Consider the following 22,260-nt stretch of genomic DNA (forward strand, 5'->3'; position numbering starts at 1 on the left):
TGATCTCCGCGGGGGCGGCGGAAGTTGACCGAGAACGTACGGCGTACTGGGCGGGCTCCCCGGGAGGGGGAGGCGATGAGCTGGAGGGCGCTGTCCGGAGCCTGTTCCGGCGGTGCGCCGTTGGGTCGTGATCCTGCCAGTTCGGGCCCGCGCCAGGGAGGTTCCGGTCTTCCGGCGCCCGCTTCGCCGCAGGTCAGCCGTATAAAGTGAGTTTTCCGGTCCGGATGCCAGGTGGGGAAGTTAGGGGTGGGACCTTGAGTTCCGACTCAGGGGCACGCACAGCCTTCGCGGAGCGGCTCGCGCTGCTCTACAAGGAGGCCGGCAACCCTCCCCTCAGACGAGTCGCCGACTCGGTCGTACGGCTTCAGCGCGTCGACGAACGCGGGCGCCCGGTGCGGGTCTCCGTGCAGCGGATCAGCGACTGGCGGCGGGCCAGGAACGTACCGGCCCAGTTCGCGGCCCTCGCCGCCGTGCTGCACATCCTCATACCGGAGGCGCGCCGGGCGCGGCCCGCCCCGGTCTCGGCCGGGCTCTACGACCTGGCCGAATGGCAGCGGTTGTGGGAGCTGGCGGTCGCCGGTCCGGTCGGTGAGCGGCCCGCCGGATCCGCCGAGGAGGGCGAACTCTCCCCCGCTGAGACCTCCGTCGTGCCCGGCGGGGTCTGCCCCTACCGGGGGCTCGCCTCGTACCGCAGCAAGGACGCCCGGTGGTTCTTCGGACGGGAGCGCAGTACCGACGCCCTCATCGCGCAGCTGCGCGCGGCGGAGAAGTCGGGCGGGCTGGTGATGCTCGTGGGCGCCTCCGGAGCCGGCAAGTCCTCCCTGCTGAACGCCGGTCTGGTGCCCGCGCTGCGGAACGGCGCCCTGGGCGACGAGGACGGCCGGGTGGGCGAGGTCGTCCAACTCGTCCCGGGCGCCGACCCCCTCGGGGAGCTGGCCCGGCGGATCTCCGGCATCCCGGACATCTCCGCACTCCTGAACATCCCCGGAAGCTCCGAACTCCCGCCCATGACAGGGGGTTTCGGCCTCCCCGAGGCCGCCACGCACACGGTGCACACGGCGACCACCGCGCCCTCCCCCTCCTCCCAGCCCGCCCCTTCCGCCTCCCCCACCCTCCAACCCGTCGTCATAGTCGACCAGTTCGAAGAAACCTTCACCCTCTGCGCGGACGAGGCGGAACGCCGGGACTTCGTCCGGTTGTTGCACACCCTGTCCACGCCTCCCGGGCTGGGGGACCCCGCGCCCGTCCTCGTGGTGCTCGGCATCCGCGCCGACTTCTACGAGCGGTGCCTCGGCTATCCCGAGCTCGCGGACGCGCTCCAGCACCGGCACATGGTGCTCGGGCCGTTGACGAGCGCCGAGTTGCGCGAGGCGGTGACCCGGCCGGCGAAGGCGGTGGGGCTGGAGCTCGAACCGGGGCTGGCCGAGCTGATCGTGCGGGAGGTGAGCGACGACGGGCCGCGCGGGGCGCACGACGCCGGTGTGCTGCCGCTGCTGTCGCACGCCCTGCTCGCCACCTGGCAGCGGCGCAAGGCGGGCCGGCTGACCCTGGCCGGGTACCGGGCGGCGGGCGGGATCCAGGGCGCGGTGGCGGCGAGCGCCGAGCGCGCCTGGTCCGGGCTGGACCCGGCGGCACGTACGGCCGCGCGGCTGCTGCTGCTGCGGCTGGTCCGGGTCGGCGAGGACACCCAGGCCACCCGTCGGCGCGGCACCCGGCGCCAGCTGGCGGAGGCGTCGACGGATCCGGGCAAGACGGAGGAGTCGCTCGAAGCGCTGGTGCGGGCCCGGCTGGTGACGCTGGACGCGGAGACCGTGGAGATCACCCACGAGGCGCTGCTGCACGCCTGGCCCCGGCTGCGCGAGTGGATCGACGAGGACCGGGGCGACCACCTGCTGCGCCAGCAGCTGGAGGAGGACAGCCACTCCTGGGAGGGGTCGGACCGCGACAGCTCCCTGCTCTACCGGGGGTCCCGCCTGGAACAGGCGCACACCTGGGCGGAGTCGGCCGGGGACACCTTCCTGACCCGCAGCGCGGTGGAGTTCCTGGCCGCGTCGGTGCGGCTGCGCCGGCGCACCGTGTGGATCTTCCGGGGCGCGGTGTCGGCGCTGGTCGTGCTGGCGATGCTGGCCGTGGGTGCGGCGGTGGTCGCCTGGGAGCAGCGCAACGACGCCGTGTTCGAGCAGGTGGTCGCGGAGGCGGACCGGGTGCAGTACACCGACCCGTCGCTCTCCGCCCGGCTCGACCTGGTGGCGCACCGGCTGCGGCCCGGCGACGAGGGCGCCCGCAACCGGCTGATCTCGATCGTGAACGCACCCCTGGCCACCCCGCTGCTCGGCCACACCGGCGCCGTCTACCTCACCTCGTTCAGCCCGGACGGCAGGACCCTCGCCACCGCCAGCTACGACCGGACCGTACGCCTGTGGAACGTGGCCGACCCGACGCGCCCCAAGGCACTGGGCAAACCCCTTACGGGACACACGAGTTGGGTGAGCACGGCGGTCTTCAGCCCCGACGGGCGCACCCTCGCCAGCGCCTCCGACGACGGCACGGTCCGGCTCTACGACGTCTCCGACCCCGGCCGCCCCAGGTTCCTCGGCACCGCGCCGGCCGGCCACGACGGCACGATCTACCTGCTCGCGTTCAGTCCGGACGGGCGGACGCTGGCCTCCGCCGACGAGGATCACACCGTACGGCTGTGGGACGTCGGCGACCCCGACCGGCCGAAGGCGCTGGGCACGCTGCGCGGGGGCGACGCGGCCGTGCGGTCGGTGGCGTTCAGCCCGGACGGGCACACCCTGGCCGCCGGGGGTGACGACGACCTGATCCGGCTGTGGGACATGGCGGACCCGCGGCACCCGGAGAAGCTGGGCGTACCCCTCACCGGGCATACCGGCGTCGTCCACTCCGTGGCGTTCAGCCCGGACGGCCGGACCCTGGCCAGTGGCAGCGCCGACGACACCGTACGGCTGTGGAACGTGGCCGATCCGGCGCACGCGGCGGCGCTCGGCGGGCCGCTCACCGGGCACACCGGGCCCGTCTGGTCGGTGGCGTTCAGCCCGGCCGGGGGGATGCTGGCGGCGGCGAGCGCCGACAGCACGGCGAGTCTGTGGAACGTCGCCGACCCGGCATACTCCTCGCAGGTCGGCGAGCCCCTCGCGGGCAGCAGCGGCGAGATGTACGCGCTGGGCTTCAGCCCCGACGGCAGGACGCTCGCCACCGGGACCGGCGACAGCAAGGTCCGGTTGTGGTCGATCCCCACGTCGGACATGATCGGCCGGATCGGGGCGTTCCGCCCGGACGGCCGGGTGCTCGCGACCGCCGCGGTCGACGAGAAGGTGCGGCTCTGGGACGTGGGCGACGGCGGCCGTCCGGTCGCGCTGAGCAAGCCGTTCACGCCCGGGCGCGGCGACGTGAAGGCGCTGGTGTTCTCGCCCGACGGCCACACCCTCGCGCTGCTCACGGGCGACCGCGCCGTGCAGCTGTGGAACGTCACCGACCCGGCCCACCCCGTGCCGTACGCCCCGCCCGTCGCGCTGCGCACCCGGTTCGCCGGGCCGGACGCGCTGGCCTTCTCGCCGGACGGCCACACCCTGGCGACCGCCTACGAGGACCGCACGATCCAGCTGTGGGACGCCGCCGACCCGGCCCGCCTCGCCCGGATCGGCGCACCGCTCACCGGCCACAAGGGGTACGTGAACACGCTGCTGTTCAGCCCCGACGGCCGGACCCTGGCCAGCGGCAGCGCCGACGACACCGTACGGCTGTGGAACGTGGCCGATCCGCACCACGCCGGTCCCCTCGGCGCACCGCTCACCGGCCATCTCGGCCCGGTCAACGCGCTCGCCTACAGCCCGGACGGCCATACGCTGGCCAGCGGCGGCGACGACAACTCGGTCCGCCTGTGGGACATCACCGATCCGGCGCGGGCGGACCCGCTGGGCTCGCCGCTCACCGGGCACACCGAGGCGGTGGTGTCGCTGACGTTCAGCCCGGACGGCCGGACCCTCGCCAGCGGCGGCAACGACAACACGGTCCGCCTGTGGAACGTCTCCGTCCCGGCCGCCGCCACGCCCATCGGACAGTCGCTGAGCCCCAACGCGAAGACCGGCAACTTCCTCTCGTTCAGCCCCGGAAGCCATCTGCTCGGGGTGTCGAGCGGCGCCGACACCGTGCGGCTGTGGGACCTCGACGCGGACCGGGCGATCCGCCGGATCTGCGCGACCACCAGGGGCGTCCTGACCGCGGAGAAATGGCACGAGTACCTGCCCCGGCTGTCCTACGACTCCCCGTGCGACGACTGAGGCGTCCGTGATCCCGCTCACAACTCCGCTGTGGGGCGCAACAGTCGGCCCCCACCGCCCCAACTGCCTTGTTACTGTTGGCTACGGCCCGATCGCTGGTGCATCCCCCGTCGCCAGCGGTCGGGTCTTCACATGTCCGGTCGCTTCCGACTACCGAGCCCGGAAAGGGCGGTGGGGTCCGGCATGAGCCGACGCGTCGTCGTCGTCACCGCCGTGCACGCTCCGGCGGCGCGCTTCCTGCCCGAGGCGTACAAGTCGCTGCGCGCACAGGAGTTGCCCGAGGGCTGGGAGTGGCACTGGGTCGTCCAGGAGGACGGCCGCTCGGACGAGGTCGCTCCGTATCTGCCCGACGACTCCCGGGTGACCTTCCGGCAGGGGCGGCCGGGCGGCCCGGGGGTCGCCAGGACCATGGCGCTCGCGCACGCCGACGGCGACCACGTGAAGATCCTGGACGCCGACGACCAGCTCGCACCGGGCGCGCTCGCCCGCGATCTGGCCGTACTCGAAGCCGACCCGGCGATCGGCTGGACCGTCTCCCGCGTCCTGGACCTCCTGCCGGACGGCTCCACGGCCGGTTTCCCCGGGGACCCGCTGGAGGGGCCGGTCGAGCGCGGGACCGTACTCGACTCCTGGAAGGCGAACGGCTTCCGGGCCCCGGTCCACCCGGCGACCCTGTGCGTACGGCGGGAGTTGCTGCTGGCGCTCGGCGGCTGGATGGCGCTGCCCGCCTCAGAGGACACCGGGCTGCTGCTGGCGCTCAACGCGGTGAGCCGGGGCTGGTTCTCGGCGGAGGTCGGGCTGTTCTACCGCAAGTGGGAGGGGCAGATGACCGGCCGGCCCCCGCACCTGGATCCCGTCGAGCGGGCGGCCCGGATGGCCGTGGCCGAATCCAGGGCGCGGGCACTGGCCAACCTCGCGTGGACGCACCCGAGTTGAGCGCGGCCGGGCGGCGGCGCTGTCAGCGGAGCGTCTCCGCGTCCACCCGCGAGAAGACGAGGTCGCACTCGCCGGTGACGGGTCCGTGCAGGCGTACCGCGATGCCGGGCGTACCGCTGAGGGCCGCCGGGTAGCTCGCGGGGGCGTAGTCATTGGGCAACCGGTAGACACGGAAGCCCGCGTCGGTCATGGTGCCCAGCAACTGCCGCACCGAATAACCGAGTTGCGTCATACGGTCGGGGGACACCTCTACGGTGATCTCGGCGTCGGGGCGGAGCCGGTGGAGCACGGGTGCCAGGCCCCGGACGACCGCGCCCTCGGCGCCCTCCACATCGATCTTGATGACGCGGGCGGCGGCGAGTTCGGCCGGTTCGAGGAGTTCGGGCAGCGGGCGGGCCCCGGCCCGGAAGGTGGACTCCGCCGGGCCCTCGTAGGGGACGATGCTGTTGGCGCCCGTGTTGTGCGAGCTGGCCAGGACGAAGGTCAGCGTCTCGGCGCGGTCGGAGACGGCCGCGTTGACGGCCCTGATGGTGTCGAAGCCGTTGAGCCGGGCCTGGCGCAGCAGCCGCTCGTGGAAGACCGGGGATGCCTCGACGGCGACCACCCGGCCCTGTGCGCCGACGAGTTGGGCGGCCAGGACGCTGAAGGCGCCGACGTTGGCGCCGACGTCGACGAAGCAGTCCCCGGGGCGCAGGCGCCGCTGGAGCCAGCTCGTCATATGGGGTTCCCAGACCCCGAAGAGATACAGGTACCGCTGGATCAGGTCCTCGGTGTCGACCGCGAAAAGGGCCCCCGAGCGGGTCTCCACGACACGGCGGCGCGGACGGTCGCGCAGGCGGGGGTCGAGGAAGCGGGCGGCGAGCAGCGACTTGGCGAACGAGCCCGGGGCGTGGCGGACGTACCGGCGCCCGAGCGTGACCAGGACCTCCGAGAGCGGACCGCTCATTCGCCGACGGTGATGGCCTGGGAGGGGCAGCGTTCGGCCGCGTCCCGCACCTCGGGGTCGTCGTCGCCGTCCTCGCGGCCGGGGACGACGGCTCCGAAACCGTCCACCACGGTGAAGACGGACGGAAGCCGGTAGACACACTCGCCGGATCCGTAACAGAGTTCCGGGTCGATGGAGACCTTCACGCGTCCACTCCACTCCAGTCGCGGCACACCTTCCCCGCTTGACTGCCCGCCGTGGCCCGCGCCGAATCAGCCCTGTTCGCGGCCGGCCGCGCCGAGCCACCGGGCGACCGTGCGCGCGGTCGTCTCGTCGAGCCGCTCGGCGAGGGTCTCCACCGCCGCCCAGTCGTCCGGCGTGAGGTCGTGGAGCCCCGCCTTGCTCAGGCCGGCCCTCAGCACCTGCTGCCGGCGGTCGCTCATCCGCTCCGCGAGCACACTCGGCCCGGCGGAAGCGACGGAACCGGCGGCACCCGCGGAACGTTCGGCGCCCGCGGCGCCTTCGCCGGGCGCCGGTCCGGAGGCCGGTGGCGCCTCGGGGGCGGCGGGGCCAGGGGCGGCGTAGCGCTGCCAGACACCGTCCCGCGGACCCCAGAGGGTCACGGTGAGATCGTCGCCGCGCGCCCGTACGGTGTGGGCCATCTCGCCGAGCGCGTACTGCACGGGGGCCCGGTAGGGGGACTCCGCGCACACCTGCCAGGAGGACGAGGAGGGCCGGTAGGCCATCGCCACCCAGCGGGGAGCGCCTGGCGGTCGCGGACTCTCGGGCTGCGTCTGCATGGGCTTCACCACACCGTTCACCCCTTGCTCGGTCCTGGGAACCACTGCCAAGCAGTGCCACCACTGTCCGGCGACCATAATTGACGGTCCGTCAGATTTCCAGAGCGACCGCGAGCGGAGCCGGTCCGACGGCAACCCCGCCGCGCTTCTGGTGAGTTCACGCCCGGCGTGCCACCCTGCCCGCGCCGCGAGCGGACGGACGGCGGAGCCACAGCACCCGCACGACACCCCCACGGAGCGGACGAGGAGCGGACGATGACCACCACAGCGGAGGCCCTCAGCGAACGGCACGGGGCCCGCGCCCGCAGCGCGCACCTCCGCGCCGAGGCCGCCTGCCGGCACGCAGGCATCGACCCCGCCTCTGCACCACCCGTCCCGGACTCCCTCCCCGCGAGGGCCGCGGGCGCCCTGCGCCTGTCCGCGGGGTCACTGGCGGCGCTCGCGTCCGCGCCCGCCGGCTCCGACCCGGCGGCGGCGGCCCGTTGCGCCCGCAACGCCGCCGCGGCGGCGGCCCTGGCCGCCCAGGCGGCGGCCGGACCCACCCCCACCCCTGCCCTCGGTACCGCCCTCGCGGCCTCCCGCGCCGCCGGTGCCGCCGCCACCGGGGTCGCGGCCGGCCGCGACCCCGGCCTGAACAGCGCCGCCGAGGAAACCGAACGCCTCGCGGTCACGGCGGCCCGGACCGAGGGCTGGCTACCGCCCGCGCCGAACGCTGTGGACGGGGCCGCGACCGCCGGGTGACCACCACCGGCCGTCCCCCGACCGGGCGTTGTGGAATGACCGGGCCCGGACACAGCTCCGCGACCGGGCACATGAGCCGACGGAGTCTCTCCGCCATGCTTCGGACGTCATACGTCAGGCGTCATGTGTCACACGGTCGCGGGGGGCCGGAGCGCGGGCCGCCCCGACGCCTGAGCGTCGGCCGGCGGCCCGGATGTCAGTTGATCGTGCCGATGTACGACGGGCCGGACTCCGGGTCGGCGGGAGCCGGCGCGGGAGCGGGGGCCGGGGTGGCGGCGGGCGCCGCGGGAGGCGCGTCGTGGCAGGTGAACCCGAGGCGGGTCAGGGCGCGGGTCACCTCGAAGGCGGTGAAGTCGCGACGGTCCTGGCGGGTGATCACCTCGCCCACCTGCTTGACCGGGAAGAGGCGGCGGCCGATGACGGCGCAGTGAGCGGTGACGGGCTCCGGCTTGATGCCCTTCATCATCTCCTCCACCTCGCTCTTCGTCAGATCGAAGGGGTAACGGGCGATCACGCAGCGCATGGGGGCCTCACCAAGGGGGTTCGAACGGAAGAACGGGAGGAGAGGGAGGATTTTCTCCGGGTGAAACTAAAGAAAGCGGGAAAATGAACGGATACGAAAAGGGGCCCGCACCCAAGGTGCGGGCCCCAGTTTCGCAGTCTCGCGTGCTTAGGCGGGAACGATGTTCTCCGCCTGCGGGCCCTTCTGGCCCTGAGTGATGTCGAAGGTCACCTTCTGGCCTTCCTGCAGCTCGCGGAAGCCCTGGGTGGCGATGTTCGAGTAGTGAGCGAAGACGTCGGCGCCGCCGCCGTCCTGCTCAATGAAGCCGAAGCCCTTTTCCGCGTTGAACCACTTCACAGTACCGGTGGCCATGTCATAACTCCTGAAAGCAGTGCTGGAGACTCGCACTTTACGAGCCTCCTACTTACAGAAGTGATCACCAACCCGGGAACCGGTAGTAAAGGTAACCACAACTGCAACTGGCGCCAGCCTAGCACGGAACGATTTGCCGCGCCGAAGGAAATGGCCGGGAAAAGCTTCGTCCGAAACCGGCGGAATTTCTGTATCGCCGACATCAGATTTTTGACCGGTGCCCCTCCACCCCGTCGGCCGAGCGGCGTGACTCCCCGCCGACGCGCGGATCCCCGTCCGGCCGCTGACGGCCCGCCCCCGGAAGCCCGTCCCCGGGCTCTCCCCCTCCTGAAAAGCCAGCCACTTGCGAGGAATGTCTGTTACGACGGGTGAAGATATTCGGCCGACGAAGATCCGCCCAAGGCTCCCGGCACCCCCTTCAGGGGCCGAGAACCAGCACGTGAAACGGGTCCGCACGGGGCGGATTCGGTGCTGTTCGTGTCCCCCGTCACGTCCTGCCGGCCCCAGAAACGGAAGGACGCCAGGGGCTCGGGCCGCCTCCGACCTCCCGCACCGGCTTCCACTCCGGCCCCCGCACGGCTTCTGTCACTGGTTCCAGCTCTCGTCGTACGGGTCGTGCGGTGTGGGGACCGGGGTGGCGCGGGTGACCTGGAGGTAGGGGACGGGGCCGTTGTTGACCGGGTCCCTGGTCTCCCGGGCGGTGTAGGTGCCGGTGACCTGGAGCCAGGTGTCGGGCTGGAGCACCGGCGGGATCTTTCCGGTCAGGCCGATCTTGACGGGCTGGGCGTCGGCGGCACAGCAGTTGAGCGCCATGCGGACGAGGTAGGGCGTGCCCTTCCGGTCGAGGGCGACGAAACCGGTGACCCTGACCTGCCGCCGGCCGATGGAACGGCCGTGGTCGTAGACGGCGCGGCCCGCGTAGTCGACCAGGCTCATCGGGAGCGGGTCGCTCGCCGGAAGCTTGGCGTAGCCGTAGGGCTGCTGGAGGGCTGTGCCGCTGCGGACGGCGCTGTAGGAGCCGAGCGCGGGCGGGGCGATCAGGATCAGGGCGAAGAGGGGGAGGACGAGCAGCCAGGAGATACGGGGTTCGCGGTGGGAGTGGCCGTGGCCGTCGTCCCCCTCGTCGTCCCCATGGTCTTCCCGGTGCTCGGCCGCGTGCTCGGCAACGTGCGCGTCGCCGTCCGCGTGGGCCGTCCTCGGAGTGCGCCACTCGTACCACGCCGTCGCCAGCGCGGCCACGATCAGGACGGCGCCGGAGAGCAGCAGCAGCGGTTGCAGGCCGGCCTTGACGTAGCGGAGGTAGAGGTCGGTGAAGCCGGCGTGCAGCAGGGCGGCGCCGAGCAGGAACAGGACGGCCGCCTGCGCCTGCCGGTTCACAGGAGCACCGCAGCGGTCGCGACCGCGCCCGCGATGGCGAGGACGAAGGTCACGGGCGCGAACCGCAGCGCGAAGCCGCGGCCGAACGTGCCCGCCTGCATCGCGAACAGCTTCAGGTCGATCATCGGTCCCACCACCAGGAAGGCCAGCTTGGCCGTGAGCGAGAACTGGGTCAGCGAGGCCGCCACGAAGGCGTCCGCCTCCGAGCAGATCGACAGCAGTACGGCGAGGACGGCGAGGGCGAGGACCGACACCGCCGGGTTGTCCGCGGCCGTGCGCAGCCAGCTCGCCGGAGCCACCGCCTTCAGCGTGGCCGCGGCCATCGCGCCCAGCACCAGGAACCCGCCCGCGTGCATCACGTCGTGCCGCACCGACCCCCAGAACGCGGCACCCTTGCTCTGGCCGTCGTAGCTCCCCTTCTCGGGCAGGCGCAGCCAGTCCGTGCGGCCGACCCGCTGCCACAGCCAGCCCATCACGCACGCCACCAGCAGGCTCGCCGCGAACCGGCCGAGGACCATCTCCGGGTCGCGCGGGAAGGCGACGGCGGTCGCCGTCAGCACGATCGGGTTGATCGCCGGCGCGGAGAGCAGGAACGCGATCGCCGCCGCCGGTGTCACCCCCCGGCGCACCAGCGCCCCGGCCACCGGTACGGACGCGCATTCGCAGCCGGGCAGGATCGCGCCCGCCAGCCCGGCGACCGGCACCGCCAGCGCGGGCCGGCCGGGCAGCGCGCGGGCGAAGAACGACGCGGGCACGAAGACCGCGATCGCCGCCGACAGCAGCACACCGAGCACGAGGAAGGGCAGCGCCTGGACGACCACGGCGACGAACACCGTCATCCAGCTCTGCATCACCGGCGCGGAGAGCGCCCTGCGGACCGAGCCCTGGGCGACGACGACCACGAGCAGCACCATGACGAGGACGAGCGGCGAGTTGAGATGCCAGCCCTCCCGGTCAGGGTCCTTACCGCCCTGGCTGCCTCTGCCGCCTCCGCCGGCTTCACGGCCTCGGCCGCCGTCGGTCTCCCGACTGCCCTTGCTGATCTGGTTCTTCGGGTTCTTCGGCCCCGCCCCGGGGCCGGTGACCGGAGGCGCGCCGGTGTTCGGGGCGGGTCTGGTGATGGCCACGGGTGCGGTACCTCCGACGACTTGGTCTCCCTCTCCATGCATACGCCGGACTTGACCCCCTTGTTCAGCCGAACACTGGAACCACCCGGTGCCTTGGGGCAGTCTTTTCCCTCGTGGCGAGCGTTCCGTACCAGAGTCCCTATCCGAGTGCGCCGGGCGACGCGCCCGCGCACATGGTGGTGTGCGGCGACGACGGGCTCGCGCACCGTCTCGCCGCCGAGCTGCGCCATGTCTACGGCGAGCATGTCACGCTCGTCGTGCCGCCCTCCGAGGCCACCGCCGGGCCGCCCGTCGTCGGCCGGGCGCGGGCCGCCTCGACGGCGCTGCGCGACCGGGTCACCGCCGCCGTGGGCCGCACCAACGGGGCCGGCACGACCACCCCCACCGGTCCGCAACCCGCCCGCGGTGAGCGGGTGTTGGAGGCGAACCAGGTCACCGAGGCGCTGCTCGCCGAGGCCGGTGTGGAGCGGGCCGCCGCGCTGGCACTCGTCTACGAGGACGACGAGACCAACATCCGCGCCGCCCTCACCGCCCGCCGGCTCAATCCCCGGCTGCGGCTCGTGCTGCGCCTCTACAACCGGCGGCTCGGCCAGCACATCGAGGAACTCCTCGACCAGGCAGCCGCGTTGGCGACCGGCGACGGCTCGGGGTCGGGGGCGGGCGCCGGGTTCGACGCCTCGACGACCGTCCTCTCCGACGCCGACACCGCCGCGCCCGCGCTCGCCGCCACCGCGATCACCGGCACCAGCAAGGTCGTACAGACCGACGGCCTGCTGCTGCGCGCGGTGGAACGGCCGCCGCCGCAGCCCGGCCAGGTCGCCGTCCCCGGACTGGCCACGCTGGCGCTGCTCTCGGCGACCAGCAGCGACCCGGCCGGCGCGGACGGTTCCGAGGGCATGGGCGAGCAGGGGCCGCGGCTGCTTCCCGACGCGGCGGCGGTCGCGGCGGCCACCGGACGCGGCACGGTCGTCCTGGAGCAGGTGTCGTACGCCGGGCCGTCGCTGTCCGGCGGGCGCGGTCGCGGTGTCGTACCGGCCTTCTCCTCGCTGTTCTCGCGCCGGCTGCGCTGGTCGCTGGCGGGCATGGTGGGCTGCGTGGTCGCGCTCGCGGTCGCGCTCTGGCTGGTGACCGGGATCCACCCGCTGGGCGCGTTCTATCTGACGCTGCTCGACCTCTTCGCGATCGACGACCCCGCGATCGGGGCGCCGCTCGGCCGGCAGATCCTCCAACTCCTGTCCGGACTGGTCGGGTTGCTGCTGCTGCCGGTGCTGCTGGCCGCCGTCCTCGAAGGCCTCGGGACGTTCCGCACGGCGTCCGCGCTGCGCAAGCCGCCGCGCGGACTGAGCGGCCATGTCGTCCTGCTCGGGCTCGGCAAGATCGGCACCCGGGTGCTGACCCGGCTGCGCGAACTGAACATCCCGGTGGTGTGCGTCGAGGCCGACCCCGAGGCGCGCGGCCTGGCCACCGCGCGGCGGCTGCGGGTACCGGTGATCCTCGGCGACGTCACCCAGGAAGGAGTCCTGGAAGCCGCCAAGGTGCACCGGGCCAGCGCCCTCCTCGCCGTCACCAGCGCCGACACCACCAACCTCGAAGCCGTCCTCTACGCCCGCTCGGTCCGCCCCGACCTCCGCGTCGTCCTGCGCCTCTACGACGACGACTTCGCGACCGCCGTGTACCGCACCCTGCGGGCCGCGCACCCCGGCGCCCTCACCCGCAGCCGGAGCGTCTCGCATCTGGCCGCGCCCGCGTTCGCCGGGGCGATGATGGGCAGGCAGATCCTGGGCGCGATCCCGGTCGAGCGGCGGGTGCTGCTCTTCGCGGCGATGCGGGTGGCCGGCCATCCGCACCTGGAGGGCAAGACCCTCGCGGAGGCGTTCCAGGCGGGGTCGTGGCGGGTGCTGGCGCTGGACACGGCCGGGCGGGAGGCCACCGAGGACGTACGGGGGGCGGGGCTGGTGTGGGATCTGCCCGACACGTACGTCCTGCGGGGCTCGGACCGGGTGGTGCTCGCCGCCACCCGACGGGGGTTGGCGGAGCTGCTGGGCCGACGCCCCCGAAGCGGCCCGCGCGGCGCCTGAGCCGGGCACGGCCGGGCGAGCCGCGCGTGGCGGCTCAGCCGGGTGTGGCGGCACAGCCGGGTGTGGCGGCACCCGGCGCCGGAGCCGGTTGAAACGGTTGATCCTGCTGGAACCGCTGTAACCGCTGGGGCTGCTGGGGCTGCTGGGGCTGCCCGATATCGGGGCCTAGGCGGGCTCGGTTCTGCTCAAGTGGCGGTCTGCGAAGTCGAGTTCGAGCCTGACCTGCTTGATCCGCTCGTCCACGACCAGTGAGCCGTGGCCCGCGTCGTACCGGTACACCTCGTGGGTGGCGCCCCTGGCCTCCAGGCGGCTGACGTAGTTGTCGATCTGGCGGATCGGGCAGCGCGGGTCGTTGACGCCGGCCGAGATGTACACCGGCGCCTTGACCTGGTCGACGTAGGTGAGCGGGGAGGACGCCGCGAAGCGGTCCGGGACCTCCTCGGGCGTGCCCCCCAGCAGCGTGCGGTCCATCGCCTTCAGGGCTTCCATCTCGTCGTGGTACGCCGTCACGTAGTCGGCGACCGGCACCGCCGCGATGCCCAGCGCCCACGCGTCCGGCTGGGTGCCGACGCCGAGCAGGGTGAGGTAGCCGCCCCAGGAGCCGCCGGTGAGAATCAGCCGGGCCGGGTCGGCGAGACCGGAGGTGACCGCCCACTCCCGGACCGCCGCGATGTCCTCCAGCTCGATCAGGCCGACGCGGTGCTTCAGGGCGTCCGTCCAGGCCCGGCCGTAGCCGGTCGAGCCGCGGTAGTTGACGCGGACGACCGCGTACCCGTGATCCACCCAGGCCGCCGGGCCGGCCGCGAAGGAGTCGCTGTCGTGCCAGGTCGGGCCGCCGTGGATGTCGAAGACGGTCGGCAGGGGGCCGGTGGCGCCGGCCGGCTGCTGCACCAGGGCGTGGATCCGGCCGCCGGGGCCCTCCACCCACACGTCCCGCACCGGGACCGATCCCGGGGACTTCAGGCCGGGCGGGTCCAGCACCACCGCGCCGGTGGTGGAGCGCACGGCGGACGGCTCGGCGGAGGACGACCACAGGAACTCCACGCTGCCGTCCGGCCGGGCCGTCGCCCCCGACACCGAACCGCGCGGGGTGGGCACGCTCACCAGCTCGCGTGCGGCCAGGTCGTAGCGGAACAGTTCACTGCGGGCCTCGAAGCTGTGCGCGATCAGCAGCGCCGAGCCGTCCGGGTACCACTCGGCGCCGACGTCGCCCGGCAGGTCGAGCGCGAGGTCGGTCTCGCCGCCGCCGAGGACGTCCCACACCAGCGGCTCCCAACGGCCGCGCCGCTGATGGCCGATGAGCAGCCGCGCGTCACCGGCGACGGGCGCGAAGCCGAGCACCTCGAGGCCCGACTCCTCGGTGCCGCCCCGGGTGTCGTCGAGCTCGGCGACCGGGCTGCCGTCGGGGCGCAGGACGCGCAGCGCGGAGTGCATCGCGTCACCGTGCTCGGTGTGCTCGATCGCGATCAGCGAACCGTCGTAGGAGAGGTCGCCGACGCCCGCGGACTCGCGGTGCCGGTAGATCAGCGCGGTCTCCTCGCCGGTGCGGGCGAGGTGGATCGTCGTACCGTCCTCGTCGGTCGAGCGGCCCACCACCGCCGTGCGGCCGTCACGGCCCAGGGCGAGACCCGCCGGGTAGGACGGCTCCAGGCCGGGCACGGCCGGCTCGTCCGGGCCGCCGCCGAAGGGCTGGCGGCGCCAGACGCCGAACTCGTCGCCGTCCTTGTCGTCGAACCACCAGATCCACTCCCCGTCCGGGGTGAGCACACCGTCCGTCGTGCCGTTCGGCCGGTCGGTGACCTGGCGCTGTCCGCCGCTCGCCCGGTCCCAGGCGTACAGCTCGTAGGTTCCCGTCGCGTTGGACACGAACAGGGAACGGTCCGGTGCGTCGTCCGCCCAGTCGGGCAGGGACACCCGGGGCGCCCGGAAGCGCTTCTCCCAGTCCGGCATCTCCTCGGCCGGCACCTGCTGGTCCGGCGAGTCGGACCCGTTGCTCTCAGTCATGCCCCCATACTGCCCGCCCGCGGGCGCCCCGCGAACCGCTTCCGACCCCCCGGCCGGACCCTGGCCCGGAGCCCCGTACCGTGGACGGCGTGTACCGGTTTCTGCTGACACCTCGCTGGTGGGGCATCAACGTCTTCGTGCTGCTCGCCATCCCCTTCTGCGTCTTCATGGGGTCCTGGCAGCTGAGCCGGTTCGAGGCGCGGGTGCGGGACAGCCACGACGCCACCCGCCAGGTCGAGTCGGCGCGCACGGAGGCGGCACGGCCGCTGGCCCGGCTGCTCCCCGTCGACAAGGCCACCTCCGGCCGCCAGGCCACCGTCACCGGCCGGTACGCCCGACAGCTCCTCGTCCCCGACCGCCAACTCGACGGTAAGAACGGCTTCTACGTACTGACTCTGCTGCGCACCGACGGGGGCAAGGCCCTGCCCGTCGTGCGGGGCTGGCTGCCCGGCCGGGCCGACGCGTCGAAGGCACCGGCGGCGCCGGCCGGCGAGGTCACCGTCACCGGCGTCCTCCAGGCGTCCGAGACCCCGGGCGACAACGGCGTCAGCGCGCAGGGCGGGCTCCCGGCCGGCCAGACCGCGGCGATCAGTTCGGCCTCGCTGGTCAACCTCGTGCCGTACCCCCTGTACGACGCCTGGATCACGCTCAACAAGGGCGAGTCCGGGATGACGGCCGTACCGGCGACCGTACCCGCCGGCACGGGCCTGGACCTGAAGGCGTTCCAGAACCTCGGGTACACCGGCGAGTGGTTCGTCTTCTCCGGCTTCGTCGTCTTCATGTGGTTCCGACTGCTGCGCCGCGAGGCGGAGTTCGCCCGGGACGCCGAACTGGGCCTGGTGCCCGAGGACCAACCGGTGGGTGTCTGACGGCACACGGCCCCCGCGCCGTCGCCGACGACCAGCACCGTGCGACCCGCGGCTCATCCGCTACGACGCCGCCAGCACCCCGGTCCGGTAGACCGTCCCCGCGCACGCGCCGGTCACCGTCGCCGACACCGTGGGCGAGCCCGCGTCCGGCGTGTGGGAGACGACGACACTGCCGTCGAGCGTGCCGTCCTCGGTGAGCAGCTGGGTGGTGGTGCCGGTGTCTCCGCCGGTGGAGGTGCCGGTGGTGGCGACGGGGTCCTCGCTCGGCGTCGGAGTGGGCGTGGCACCGCCGGTGTCGCCGCCACCGGTGCCGGCGCCGCCGCCGCTGGTCGGGCAGGTCGACGAGGGCACGAAGGCGAACTTCACGTCGTAGGCCGAGCCCGGGGCCAGCACCAGCCGGGAGACCTCGGTGGAGGGATCGGGCAGGCCGGCCGCCGCGTCACCGGCGGTGTGCTGCGCCACCGTGATTTTGGTGGCGTCCGCCGCGCCCTGCGCGAGGGTGCTCACCGTGCCCGCGCCGCCGACCGTGCAGCTGAGCCCGGAGACATTGGTGACCCGGAACGAGCCGTAGACCGTGCCCGCCGCGTCCGGGGCGTCGACGGTGGAGCTGGAGGTGCCCAACTGGGCGCCGGTACAGACCGGGACGCTCGCCCCAACGGTGGCCGAAGGACCGGCGGATGGGCCGCCGCCGGGGCCGGTCGACCTGCCCTTGCCGGTGTCCTTCTTGCCGTCGTCGCCCGGGTTCGCGGCGTGGCCGCCGGTGCCGCCCGTGGTGCCGGCGTCGCCGTCCGGTCCCTTGCCCTGGCTGGTGCCGCCCTGGGCCTGCGAGCTGTTGCCCACGATGGACGGATCGGCGTCGGAGCCGGCCGCGTTGGAGACGTGCAGCAGTGCCGGGATCGCGGTGCCGAAGAAGAGGGCCGCGGCGGCCATGCCGACGACCGCCTGCCGTTTGCGGGCCCGGCGCGCGGGCACCGCCTTCCGCAGCTGGTCCAGGGTGCCGTCGCGCGGCTCCACCTCGTGGACGGCCTGGTGGAGCATCCTGCGCAGGGCCAGCTCGTCCGGGTCGAGCCCGTCGGGACCCGGCCCGTCGGGGCCGTGGTCGTCGAGGCCGTGGTTCACAGTTCCGTTCCCAGCGTGCGATTCGTTCTGCTCTTGCTTGCGCGCCCAGGCCGGTTCGGGCCGGATGGGACCCTCCTGGCGTTCGGGCGGCCGGGCTCCTTCGGTGTTCTCGCTCATGCCGTGGCCTCCATCGCGATCCGGAGCGCCGCGATACCACGCGAGCCGTACGCCTTCACCGAGCCCAGCGATATGCCGAGCGCCTCGGCGACCTGCGCCTCCGTCATGTCCGCGAAGTAGCGCAGCACCAGCACCTCGCGCTGGCGGCGCTGGAGTCCCTTCATCGCCTTGATGAGGGAGTCGCGCTCCAGCAGGTCGTAGGCGCCCTCCTCGGCGCTCGCCATGTCCGGCATCGGCTTCGACAGGAGCTTGAGGCCGAGGATGCGGCGGCGCAGCGCGGAGCGGGAGAGGTTGACGACGGTCTGCCGCAGGTACGCGAGCGTCTTCTCGGGGTCGCGGACGCGCTTGCGCGCCGAGTGGACCCGGATGAAAGCTTCCTGCACGACGTCCTCGCAGGAGGCGGTGTCGTCGAGGAGGAGCGCCGCGAGGCCCAGCAGGGAGCGGTAGTGCGCCCGGTAGGTCTCGGTCAGATGGTCGACGGTGGTGCCGGCCACGACGGTGTCGTCGACGCCGTCACGCTGGTTCGGCACGCGGGCCGGACGCGCCGCGGGCATGGGCGCGATCACCGGCATGCCGCCGGACGAACCGGGCATGCGGGGGCGTAGTGCCGGGCCGCCGCGCTGAGCGGCGGGAAAGTCGAGTACCTGGGCCACGCACGTTGGACACGCTCACCCCCCTCGGGGTTGTACGCGCCGCGCATCCGTTTCATGTCGGTCGGACCGGGCCCCCGCCCTCTTCCAGGCAGCGCAACCGTCAGTGCGTCGAACGCCCTCATGCCTACCCGCTCTTCCCCTGTGTCCTGAACGACCGGGGCGTCCCCACGCCCCAGAGCGTCTGCACGTCCCCTTTAAGAGCGTTCGCAAAGACGCTCCCCGCACCCCGTTCGGTTGCGGGGGGCGGGGAGAAAAATCTTCGGACGCGGAACGGCGTGTATCAAGTGGTCCGACCATCGGTCCGGCCACCGTCTCACACAGATCTTACAAACGAATCGGCCCCGGGCCAGGACTTTTTCTCGCCGGACGGGCCGCCGACGGGCGGCCGACGAGCCGCTGAAGTATGCGACCTGGCCGCGGACGAACTACGGACGGGCCGCGGACGCGCCGCGCGCGACAGCCGCCGCGCCGCCGCTCCTCACGGCCGCTCGGCGGCGACCAGCTCGGCGATCTGGGCGGTGTTGAGGGCCGCCCCCTTGCGTAGGTTGTCCCCGCACACGAAGAGCTCCAGCGCGGTCGGATCGTCCAGCGCGCGCCGCACCCGGCCCACCCAGGTGGGGTCGGTGCCGACCACGTCGGCGGGGGTGGGGAACTCGCCGGCCGCCGGATCGTCGAAGAGGACGACACCCGGCGCGGTGGCGAGCGTCTCCCGGGCCCCGGCGACGGTGACCTCGCCCTGGAAGCGGGCGTGCACGGTCAACGAGTGGGTGGTGACGACCGGTACGCGTACACAGGTCACGGCGACCGGCAGCCGGGGCAGCCCGAGGATCTTGCGGGACTCCTCCCGCACCTTCATCTCCTCCGACGACCAGCCGTCGGCACGCAGCGAACCGGCCCACGGTACGACGTTCAGCGCGACCGGCTCCGGGAACGGCCCGGTGTCGTCACCGACCGCCCGCCGCAGGTCGCCGGGTTTGGTGCCCAGTTCCGTACCGGAGACGAGGGCCAGCTGCCGGCGCAGGGTGTCGACGCCCGCGCGGCCGGCCCCGCTCACCGCCTGGTAGGAGGAGACGACCAGCTCGCGCAGCCCGAACTCGGCGTGCAGCGCGCCCAGGGCGACGATCATCGACAGGGTGGTGCAGTTGGGGTTGGCGATGATCCCGCGCGGCCGGACCCGCGCCATGTGCGGGTTGACCTCGGGCACCACCAGGGGCACGTCCGGGTCCATGCGGAAGACGCCCGAGTTGTCGATAACGACCGCGCCCCGGGCGGCGGCGACCGGCGCCCACTCCGCGGCGACCTCGTCGGGTACGTCGAACATGGCGACGTCGACCCCGTCGAAGGCGTCCTCCGTGAGGGCCGCCACCTCGACCTGGGCGCCGCGCACGGTCAGCTTGCGGCCGGCCGAGCGCGGGGAGGCGATCAGCCGGATCTCGCCCCAGATGTCCGCGTGCTGGGACAGGATCTGGAGCATGACCGTGCCGACGGCCCCCGTCGCGCCGACGACCGCGAGCGTCGGGCGCCCGGTCTGTCCGGTGGGGGCCATCAGCGGCCGGTGCCCCCGTAGACGACGGCCTCGTCGCTGTCGGAGTCGAGCCCGAAGGCGGTGTGCACGGCGCGGACGGCCTCCGAGACGTCGTCGGCGCGGGTGACCACCGAGATACGGATCTCGGAGGTCGAGATCAGCTCGATGTTCACGCCCGCGTCGGTGAGCGCCTCGAAGAAGGCGGCGGTGACGCCCGGGTTGGTCTTCATGCCGGCGCCGACCAGGGAGATCTTGCCGATCTGGTCGTCGTAGCGCAGCGACTCGAAGCCGATCGTGAGCTTCGCCTTCTCCAGGGCGTCGATCGCCCTGCGCCCCTCGGTCTTGGGGAGGGTGAAGGAGATGTCCGTGAGGCCGGTGGAGGCCGCGGAGACGTTCTGCACGATCATGTCGAGGTTGACCGCGGCGTCGGCGATGGCGCGGAAGATCGCGGCGGCCTCGCCCGGCTTGTCCGGCACGCCGACGACCGTGACCTTGGCCTCGGAGGTGTCGTGCGCGACACCGGAGATGATGGCCTGCTCCACCTTCTGGTCCCCTTGCTGCTGTGTCCTGCGGACGGGCGGCGTGCTGCTGACCCAGGTGCCCTGGAGCCCGCTGAAACTGGACCGCACGTGGATCGGGATGTCGTAACGGCGGGCGTACTCCACACAGCGGTGGAGCAGCACCTTGGAGCCGGACGCGGCCAGCTCCAGCATGTCCTCGAAGGCGATCCAGTCGATCTTCCGCGCCTTCTTCACCACCCGCGGGTCGGCGGTGAACACACCGTCGACGTCGGTGTAGATCTCGCACACCTCGGCGTCGAGCGCGGCGGCGAGGGCGACGGCGGTGGTGTCGCTGCCGCCGCGGCCGAGCGTGGTGATGTCCTTCTTGTCCTGGCTGACACCCTGGAACCCGGCGACGATGGCGATGTTGCCCTCGTCCAGCGCGGTGCGGATGCGGCCCGGGGTGACGTCGATGATCCGCGCCTTGTTGTGGACCGAGTCGGTGATGACGCCTGCCTGGCTGCCGGTGAACGACTGGGCCTCATGGCCCAGGTTCTTGATCGCCATGGCCAGCAGCGCCATGGCGATACGCTCCCCGGCGGTCAGCAGCATGTCGAACTCGCGCCCGGCGGGCATCGGTGACACCTGTTCGGCGAGATCGATCAGCTCGTCCGTCGTGTCGCCCATCGCGGAAACGACGACGACGACCTGGTGGCCGTTCTTCTTCGCTTCCACGATCCGCTTGGCGACGCGCTTGATGCCCTCGGCATCGGCTACGGAGGAGCCTCCGTACTTCTGCACGACAAGGCCCACGTGCGCTCCTCGCTCAATCCGTCTCTTTCCGCACGTACGCAGATGTACCGCGGTCGGGCTCAGTCTAACGAGCGGCCGGAATCCACCCGGGGGCTACCACATCGTGAGATGTCCCGCTCACTCCGTGATCACCGGGGATTCCGGGCCGCCCCGGCGACGGGCCTGCCCCGGCCGCGTCCCGCGCGCGGACCGTGCGCGGGGTCACTGCACCGTGCGCAGCCCCAGCGGTTCCGCGATCTCCTCGGCCATGACCTTGCCCGCCTCCGACTCCAGCGCGTCGTCGCCGAGGTCCTGGTCGGTGTCGAGGCCGTCCAGCTCCTCCAGGGGCTGGTTGAGGCGGACGTGGGCGACGAGCGACTGGAGGGCGCGCAGGGTCGCGGACGCGGTGGAGCCCCAGTTGGAGAAGTAGGAGAACTGCCACCACCACAGGGCCTCGGTGGTGCGGCCGGCGCGGTAGTGGGCCATGCCGTGGCGCAGGTCGGCGATGACGTCCGCGAGGTCGTCGGAGATACGGGCGGCCACCCGGGCCTTGCTCGGCTCGTAGGGGTCGAAGACCTCCGAGTACACGTCGACCGGCTCCAGCAGCGTCGCGAACCGCTCGCGGATCTCGTCGGCGTCCGGCTCCGGGCCCAGATCGGGCTCGTAGCGATCGTCCGGGACGATGTCCTCGTGCGCGCCGAGCCGGCCACCGGCCAGGAGCAGCTGGGAGACCTCGAGGAGGAGGAAGGGCACGGCCGAGTCCGGCTCGTCGCCCTTCGCCACCTCGGTCACCGCGACGAGGAAGCTCTCGACCTGGTCCGCGATCTGGACCGCGAAGTCGTCCGGGTCCTGGCTCGTGGCATGCAGCGTGGCGTCAGACATCTAGGAGTCGTCTCCCCTCGAAGGCGCGGCCGAGAGTCACCTCGTCCGCGTATTCCAGGTCGCCGCCCACTGGGAGGCCGCTGGCCAGGCGGGTGACCTTGAGGCCCATGGGTTTGATCATGCGGGCGAGGTACGTGGCCGTCGCCTCGCCTTCGAGATTCGGGTCCGTGGCCAGGATCAGCTCGGTCACCGTGCCGTCCGCGAGCCGGGCCAGCAGCTCCCTGATCCGCAGGTCGTCGGGGCCGACGCCCTCGATCGGGCTGATCGCGCCGCCCAGGACGTGGTACTTGCCCCGGAACTCACGCGTCCGCTCGACCGCGACCACGTCCTTCGGCTCCTCCACCACACAGATGACGGTGAGGTCGCGGCGCGGGTCGCGGCAGATCCCGCACAGCTCCTCCTGGGCGACGTTGCCGCAGGTCGCGCAGAAGCGGACCTTGGCCTTCACCTCAAGGAGGGCGTGCGCGAGCCGTCGCACGTCCGTCGGCTCCGTCTGGAGGATGTGGAAGGCGATCCGCTGCGCGCTCTTGGGACCGACGCCGGGGAGCCGCCCCAATTCGTCGATGAGGTCCTGGACCACGCCTTCGTACAACGGACTGCCTTCCTGGAGTCTTTCTCTGCGTACGGTAGTTGGCCGCGC

The 22,260-nt window shown here is 72.8% G+C and carries 19 protein-coding genes; 5 read left to right on the forward strand and 14 right to left on the reverse strand.

Annotation, left to right across the window (positions count from 1 at the left end; genetic code table 11):
- The first annotated feature begins 224 nt into the window (after positions 1-224).
- Positions 225-4,301, forward strand: a complete 4,077-nt coding sequence (locus ABZT12_RS01140) for a hypothetical protein (protein WP_356376673.1) — start codon at positions 225-227, stop codon at positions 4,299-4,301.
- 183 nt (positions 4,302-4,484) lie between these two features.
- A complete protein-coding gene (locus tag ABZT12_RS01145) occupies positions 4,485-5,237 on the forward strand; it encodes a glycosyltransferase (RefSeq protein ID WP_356375241.1) in 753 nt (250 codons plus the stop codon).
- A gap of 22 nt (positions 5,238-5,259) precedes the next feature.
- Here ABZT12_RS01145 and ABZT12_RS01150 read toward each other — a convergent pair whose 3' ends face one another.
- The 3 genes from ABZT12_RS01150 to ABZT12_RS01160 all read right to left on the reverse strand — a co-directional run bounded on the left by ABZT12_RS01150 (position 5,260) and on the right by ABZT12_RS01160 (position 6,962).
- Positions 5,260-6,183: an FkbM family methyltransferase gene (locus ABZT12_RS01150; protein WP_356375244.1), complete on the reverse strand. Its 924-nt coding sequence runs from the start codon at positions 6,181-6,183 to the stop codon at positions 5,260-5,262.
- The gene (locus tag ABZT12_RS01155) at positions 6,180-6,368 is read right to left on the reverse strand and encodes a ferredoxin (RefSeq protein WP_356375247.1); all 189 of its coding nucleotides are present in this window, start codon (positions 6,366-6,368) and stop codon (positions 6,180-6,182) included. The genes ABZT12_RS01150 and ABZT12_RS01155 overlap by 4 nt, the downstream gene beginning before the upstream one ends.
- 66 nt (positions 6,369-6,434) lie before the next feature.
- The gene (locus ABZT12_RS01160) at positions 6,435-6,962 is read right to left on the reverse strand and encodes a hypothetical protein (RefSeq protein ID WP_356375251.1); all 528 of its coding nucleotides are present in this window, start codon (positions 6,960-6,962) and stop codon (positions 6,435-6,437) included.
- Positions 6,963-7,217: 255 nt separating this feature from the next.
- Here ABZT12_RS01160 and ABZT12_RS01165 point away from each other — a divergent pair, with 255 nt between their 5' ends.
- Positions 7,218-7,703 (forward strand): hypothetical protein, encoded by a 486-nt coding sequence (locus tag ABZT12_RS01165; protein WP_356375254.1) that lies wholly within the window; start codon positions 7,218-7,220, stop codon positions 7,701-7,703.
- 196 nt (positions 7,704-7,899) lie between these two features.
- Here ABZT12_RS01165 and ABZT12_RS01170 read toward each other — a convergent pair whose 3' ends face one another.
- The 4 genes from ABZT12_RS01170 to ABZT12_RS01185 all read right to left on the reverse strand — a co-directional run bounded on the left by ABZT12_RS01170 (position 7,900) and on the right by ABZT12_RS01185 (position 11,081).
- On the reverse strand, positions 7,900-8,226 hold the full coding sequence (locus ABZT12_RS01170; protein ID WP_356375257.1) for an SCO5918 family protein: 327 nt from the start codon (positions 8,224-8,226) through the stop codon (positions 7,900-7,902).
- 147 nt (positions 8,227-8,373) lie between these two features.
- Positions 8,374-8,577 (reverse strand): cold-shock protein, encoded by a 204-nt coding sequence (locus ABZT12_RS01175; protein WP_019063123.1) that lies wholly within the window; start codon positions 8,575-8,577, stop codon positions 8,374-8,376.
- A gap of 585 nt (positions 8,578-9,162) precedes the next feature.
- Positions 9,163-9,954: a TIGR03943 family protein gene (locus ABZT12_RS01180; protein WP_356375260.1), complete on the reverse strand. Its 792-nt coding sequence runs from the start codon at positions 9,952-9,954 to the stop codon at positions 9,163-9,165.
- The gene (locus ABZT12_RS01185) at positions 9,951-11,081 is read right to left on the reverse strand and encodes a permease (protein WP_356375263.1); all 1,131 of its coding nucleotides are present in this window, start codon (positions 11,079-11,081) and stop codon (positions 9,951-9,953) included. Before ABZT12_RS01185 ends, ABZT12_RS01180 begins: the two co-directional genes overlap by 4 nt.
- A 173-nt stretch (positions 11,082-11,254) precedes the next feature.
- On the opposite strand from ABZT12_RS01185, the gene ABZT12_RS01190 reads away from it, so the two are divergent.
- Complete coding sequence (locus ABZT12_RS01190; RefSeq protein ID WP_356376676.1) at positions 11,255-13,159, forward strand: NAD-binding protein; 1,905 nt, start codon at positions 11,255-11,257, stop codon at positions 13,157-13,159.
- A 165-nt stretch (positions 13,160-13,324) separates the two neighbouring features.
- Here ABZT12_RS01190 and ABZT12_RS01195 read toward each other — a convergent pair whose 3' ends face one another.
- Positions 13,325-15,163, reverse strand: coding sequence for a prolyl oligopeptidase family serine peptidase (locus ABZT12_RS01195; protein WP_356375266.1), 1,839 nt, complete (start codon positions 15,161-15,163; stop codon positions 13,325-13,327).
- 89 nt (positions 15,164-15,252) lie between these two features.
- Between ABZT12_RS01195 and ABZT12_RS01200 the strand changes: the two genes are divergently transcribed.
- Positions 15,253-16,032, forward strand: a complete 780-nt coding sequence (locus ABZT12_RS01200) for an SURF1 family protein (RefSeq protein WP_356375269.1) — start codon at positions 15,253-15,255, stop codon at positions 16,030-16,032.
- A 60-nt stretch (positions 16,033-16,092) separates the two neighbouring features.
- Here ABZT12_RS01200 and ABZT12_RS01205 read toward each other — a convergent pair whose 3' ends face one another.
- The 6 genes from ABZT12_RS01205 to recR all read right to left on the reverse strand — a co-directional run bounded on the left by ABZT12_RS01205 (position 16,093) and on the right by recR (position 22,212).
- Positions 16,093-17,268: a hypothetical protein gene (locus ABZT12_RS01205; RefSeq protein ID WP_356375272.1), complete on the reverse strand. Its 1,176-nt coding sequence runs from the start codon at positions 17,266-17,268 to the stop codon at positions 16,093-16,095.
- Entirely contained in the window at positions 17,265-17,861 is a 597-nt protein-coding gene (locus ABZT12_RS01210) for a SigE family RNA polymerase sigma factor (RefSeq protein WP_356375275.1), read from the reverse strand. Before ABZT12_RS01210 ends, ABZT12_RS01205 begins: the two co-directional genes overlap by 4 nt.
- A gap of 538 nt (positions 17,862-18,399) precedes the next feature.
- Positions 18,400-19,467, reverse strand: a complete 1,068-nt coding sequence (locus ABZT12_RS01215; RefSeq protein ID WP_356375278.1) for an aspartate-semialdehyde dehydrogenase — start codon at positions 19,465-19,467, stop codon at positions 18,400-18,402.
- Positions 19,467-20,759 (reverse strand): aspartate kinase, encoded by a 1,293-nt coding sequence (locus ABZT12_RS01220; RefSeq protein WP_356375282.1) that lies wholly within the window; start codon positions 20,757-20,759, stop codon positions 19,467-19,469. Before ABZT12_RS01220 ends, ABZT12_RS01215 begins: the two co-directional genes overlap by 1 nt.
- Before the next feature lie 201 nt (positions 20,760-20,960).
- Positions 20,961-21,620, reverse strand: coding sequence for a DUF5063 domain-containing protein (locus ABZT12_RS01225; RefSeq protein WP_356375285.1), 660 nt, complete (start codon positions 21,618-21,620; stop codon positions 20,961-20,963).
- Positions 21,613-22,212: a recombination mediator RecR gene (recR, locus tag ABZT12_RS01230; protein ID WP_356375288.1), complete on the reverse strand. Its 600-nt coding sequence runs from the start codon at positions 22,210-22,212 to the stop codon at positions 21,613-21,615. Before recR ends, ABZT12_RS01225 begins: the two co-directional genes overlap by 8 nt.
- Positions 22,213-22,260: the final 48 nt, after the last annotated feature.

The organism is Streptomyces sp. NPDC005423 (assembly GCF_040606415.1).
Lineage (GTDB): Bacteria > Actinomycetota > Actinomycetes > Streptomycetales > Streptomycetaceae > Streptomyces.

What these genes read in the sequence shown, in the direction of transcription:
- ABZT12_RS01225 (WP_356375285.1), bottom strand. Translation starts at nt 21,620, where the DNA reads ATGTCTGACGCCACGCTGCATGCCACGAGCCAGGACCCGGACGACTTC.
- ABZT12_RS01195 (WP_356375266.1), bottom strand. Translation starts at nt 15,163, where the DNA reads ATGACTGAGAGCAACGGGTCCGACTCGCCGGACCAGCAGGTGCCGGCC.
- ABZT12_RS01190 (WP_356376676.1), top strand. Translation starts at nt 11,255, where the DNA reads ATGGTGGTGTGCGGCGACGACGGGCTCGCGCACCGTCTCGCCGCCGAG.
- ABZT12_RS01210 (WP_356375275.1), bottom strand. Translation starts at nt 17,861, where the DNA reads ATGCCCGGTTCGTCCGGCGGCATGCCGGTGATCGCGCCCATGCCCGCG.
- ABZT12_RS01160 (WP_356375251.1), bottom strand. Translation starts at nt 6,962, where the DNA reads ATGCAGACGCAGCCCGAGAGTCCGCGACCGCCAGGCGCTCCCCGCTGG.
- ABZT12_RS01205 (WP_356375272.1), bottom strand. Translation starts at nt 17,268, where the DNA reads ATGAGCGAGAACACCGAAGGAGCCCGGCCGCCCGAACGCCAGGAGGGT.
- ABZT12_RS01215 (WP_356375278.1), bottom strand. Translation starts at nt 19,467, where the DNA reads ATGGCCCCCACCGGACAGACCGGGCGCCCGACGCTCGCGGTCGTCGGC.
- ABZT12_RS01145 (WP_356375241.1), top strand. Translation starts at nt 4,485, where the DNA reads ATGAGCCGACGCGTCGTCGTCGTCACCGCCGTGCACGCTCCGGCGGCG.
- ABZT12_RS01150 (WP_356375244.1), bottom strand. Translation starts at nt 6,183, where the DNA reads ATGAGCGGTCCGCTCTCGGAGGTCCTGGTCACGCTCGGGCGCCGGTAC.
- ABZT12_RS01170 (WP_356375257.1), bottom strand. Translation starts at nt 8,226, where the DNA reads ATGCGCTGCGTGATCGCCCGTTACCCCTTCGATCTGACGAAGAGCGAG.
- ABZT12_RS01140 (WP_356376673.1), top strand. Translation starts at nt 225, where the DNA reads ATGCCAGGTGGGGAAGTTAGGGGTGGGACCTTGAGTTCCGACTCAGGG.
- ABZT12_RS01165 (WP_356375254.1), top strand. Translation starts at nt 7,218, where the DNA reads ATGACCACCACAGCGGAGGCCCTCAGCGAACGGCACGGGGCCCGCGCC.
- ABZT12_RS01175 (WP_019063123.1), bottom strand. Translation starts at nt 8,577, where the DNA reads ATGGCCACCGGTACTGTGAAGTGGTTCAACGCGGAAAAGGGCTTCGGC.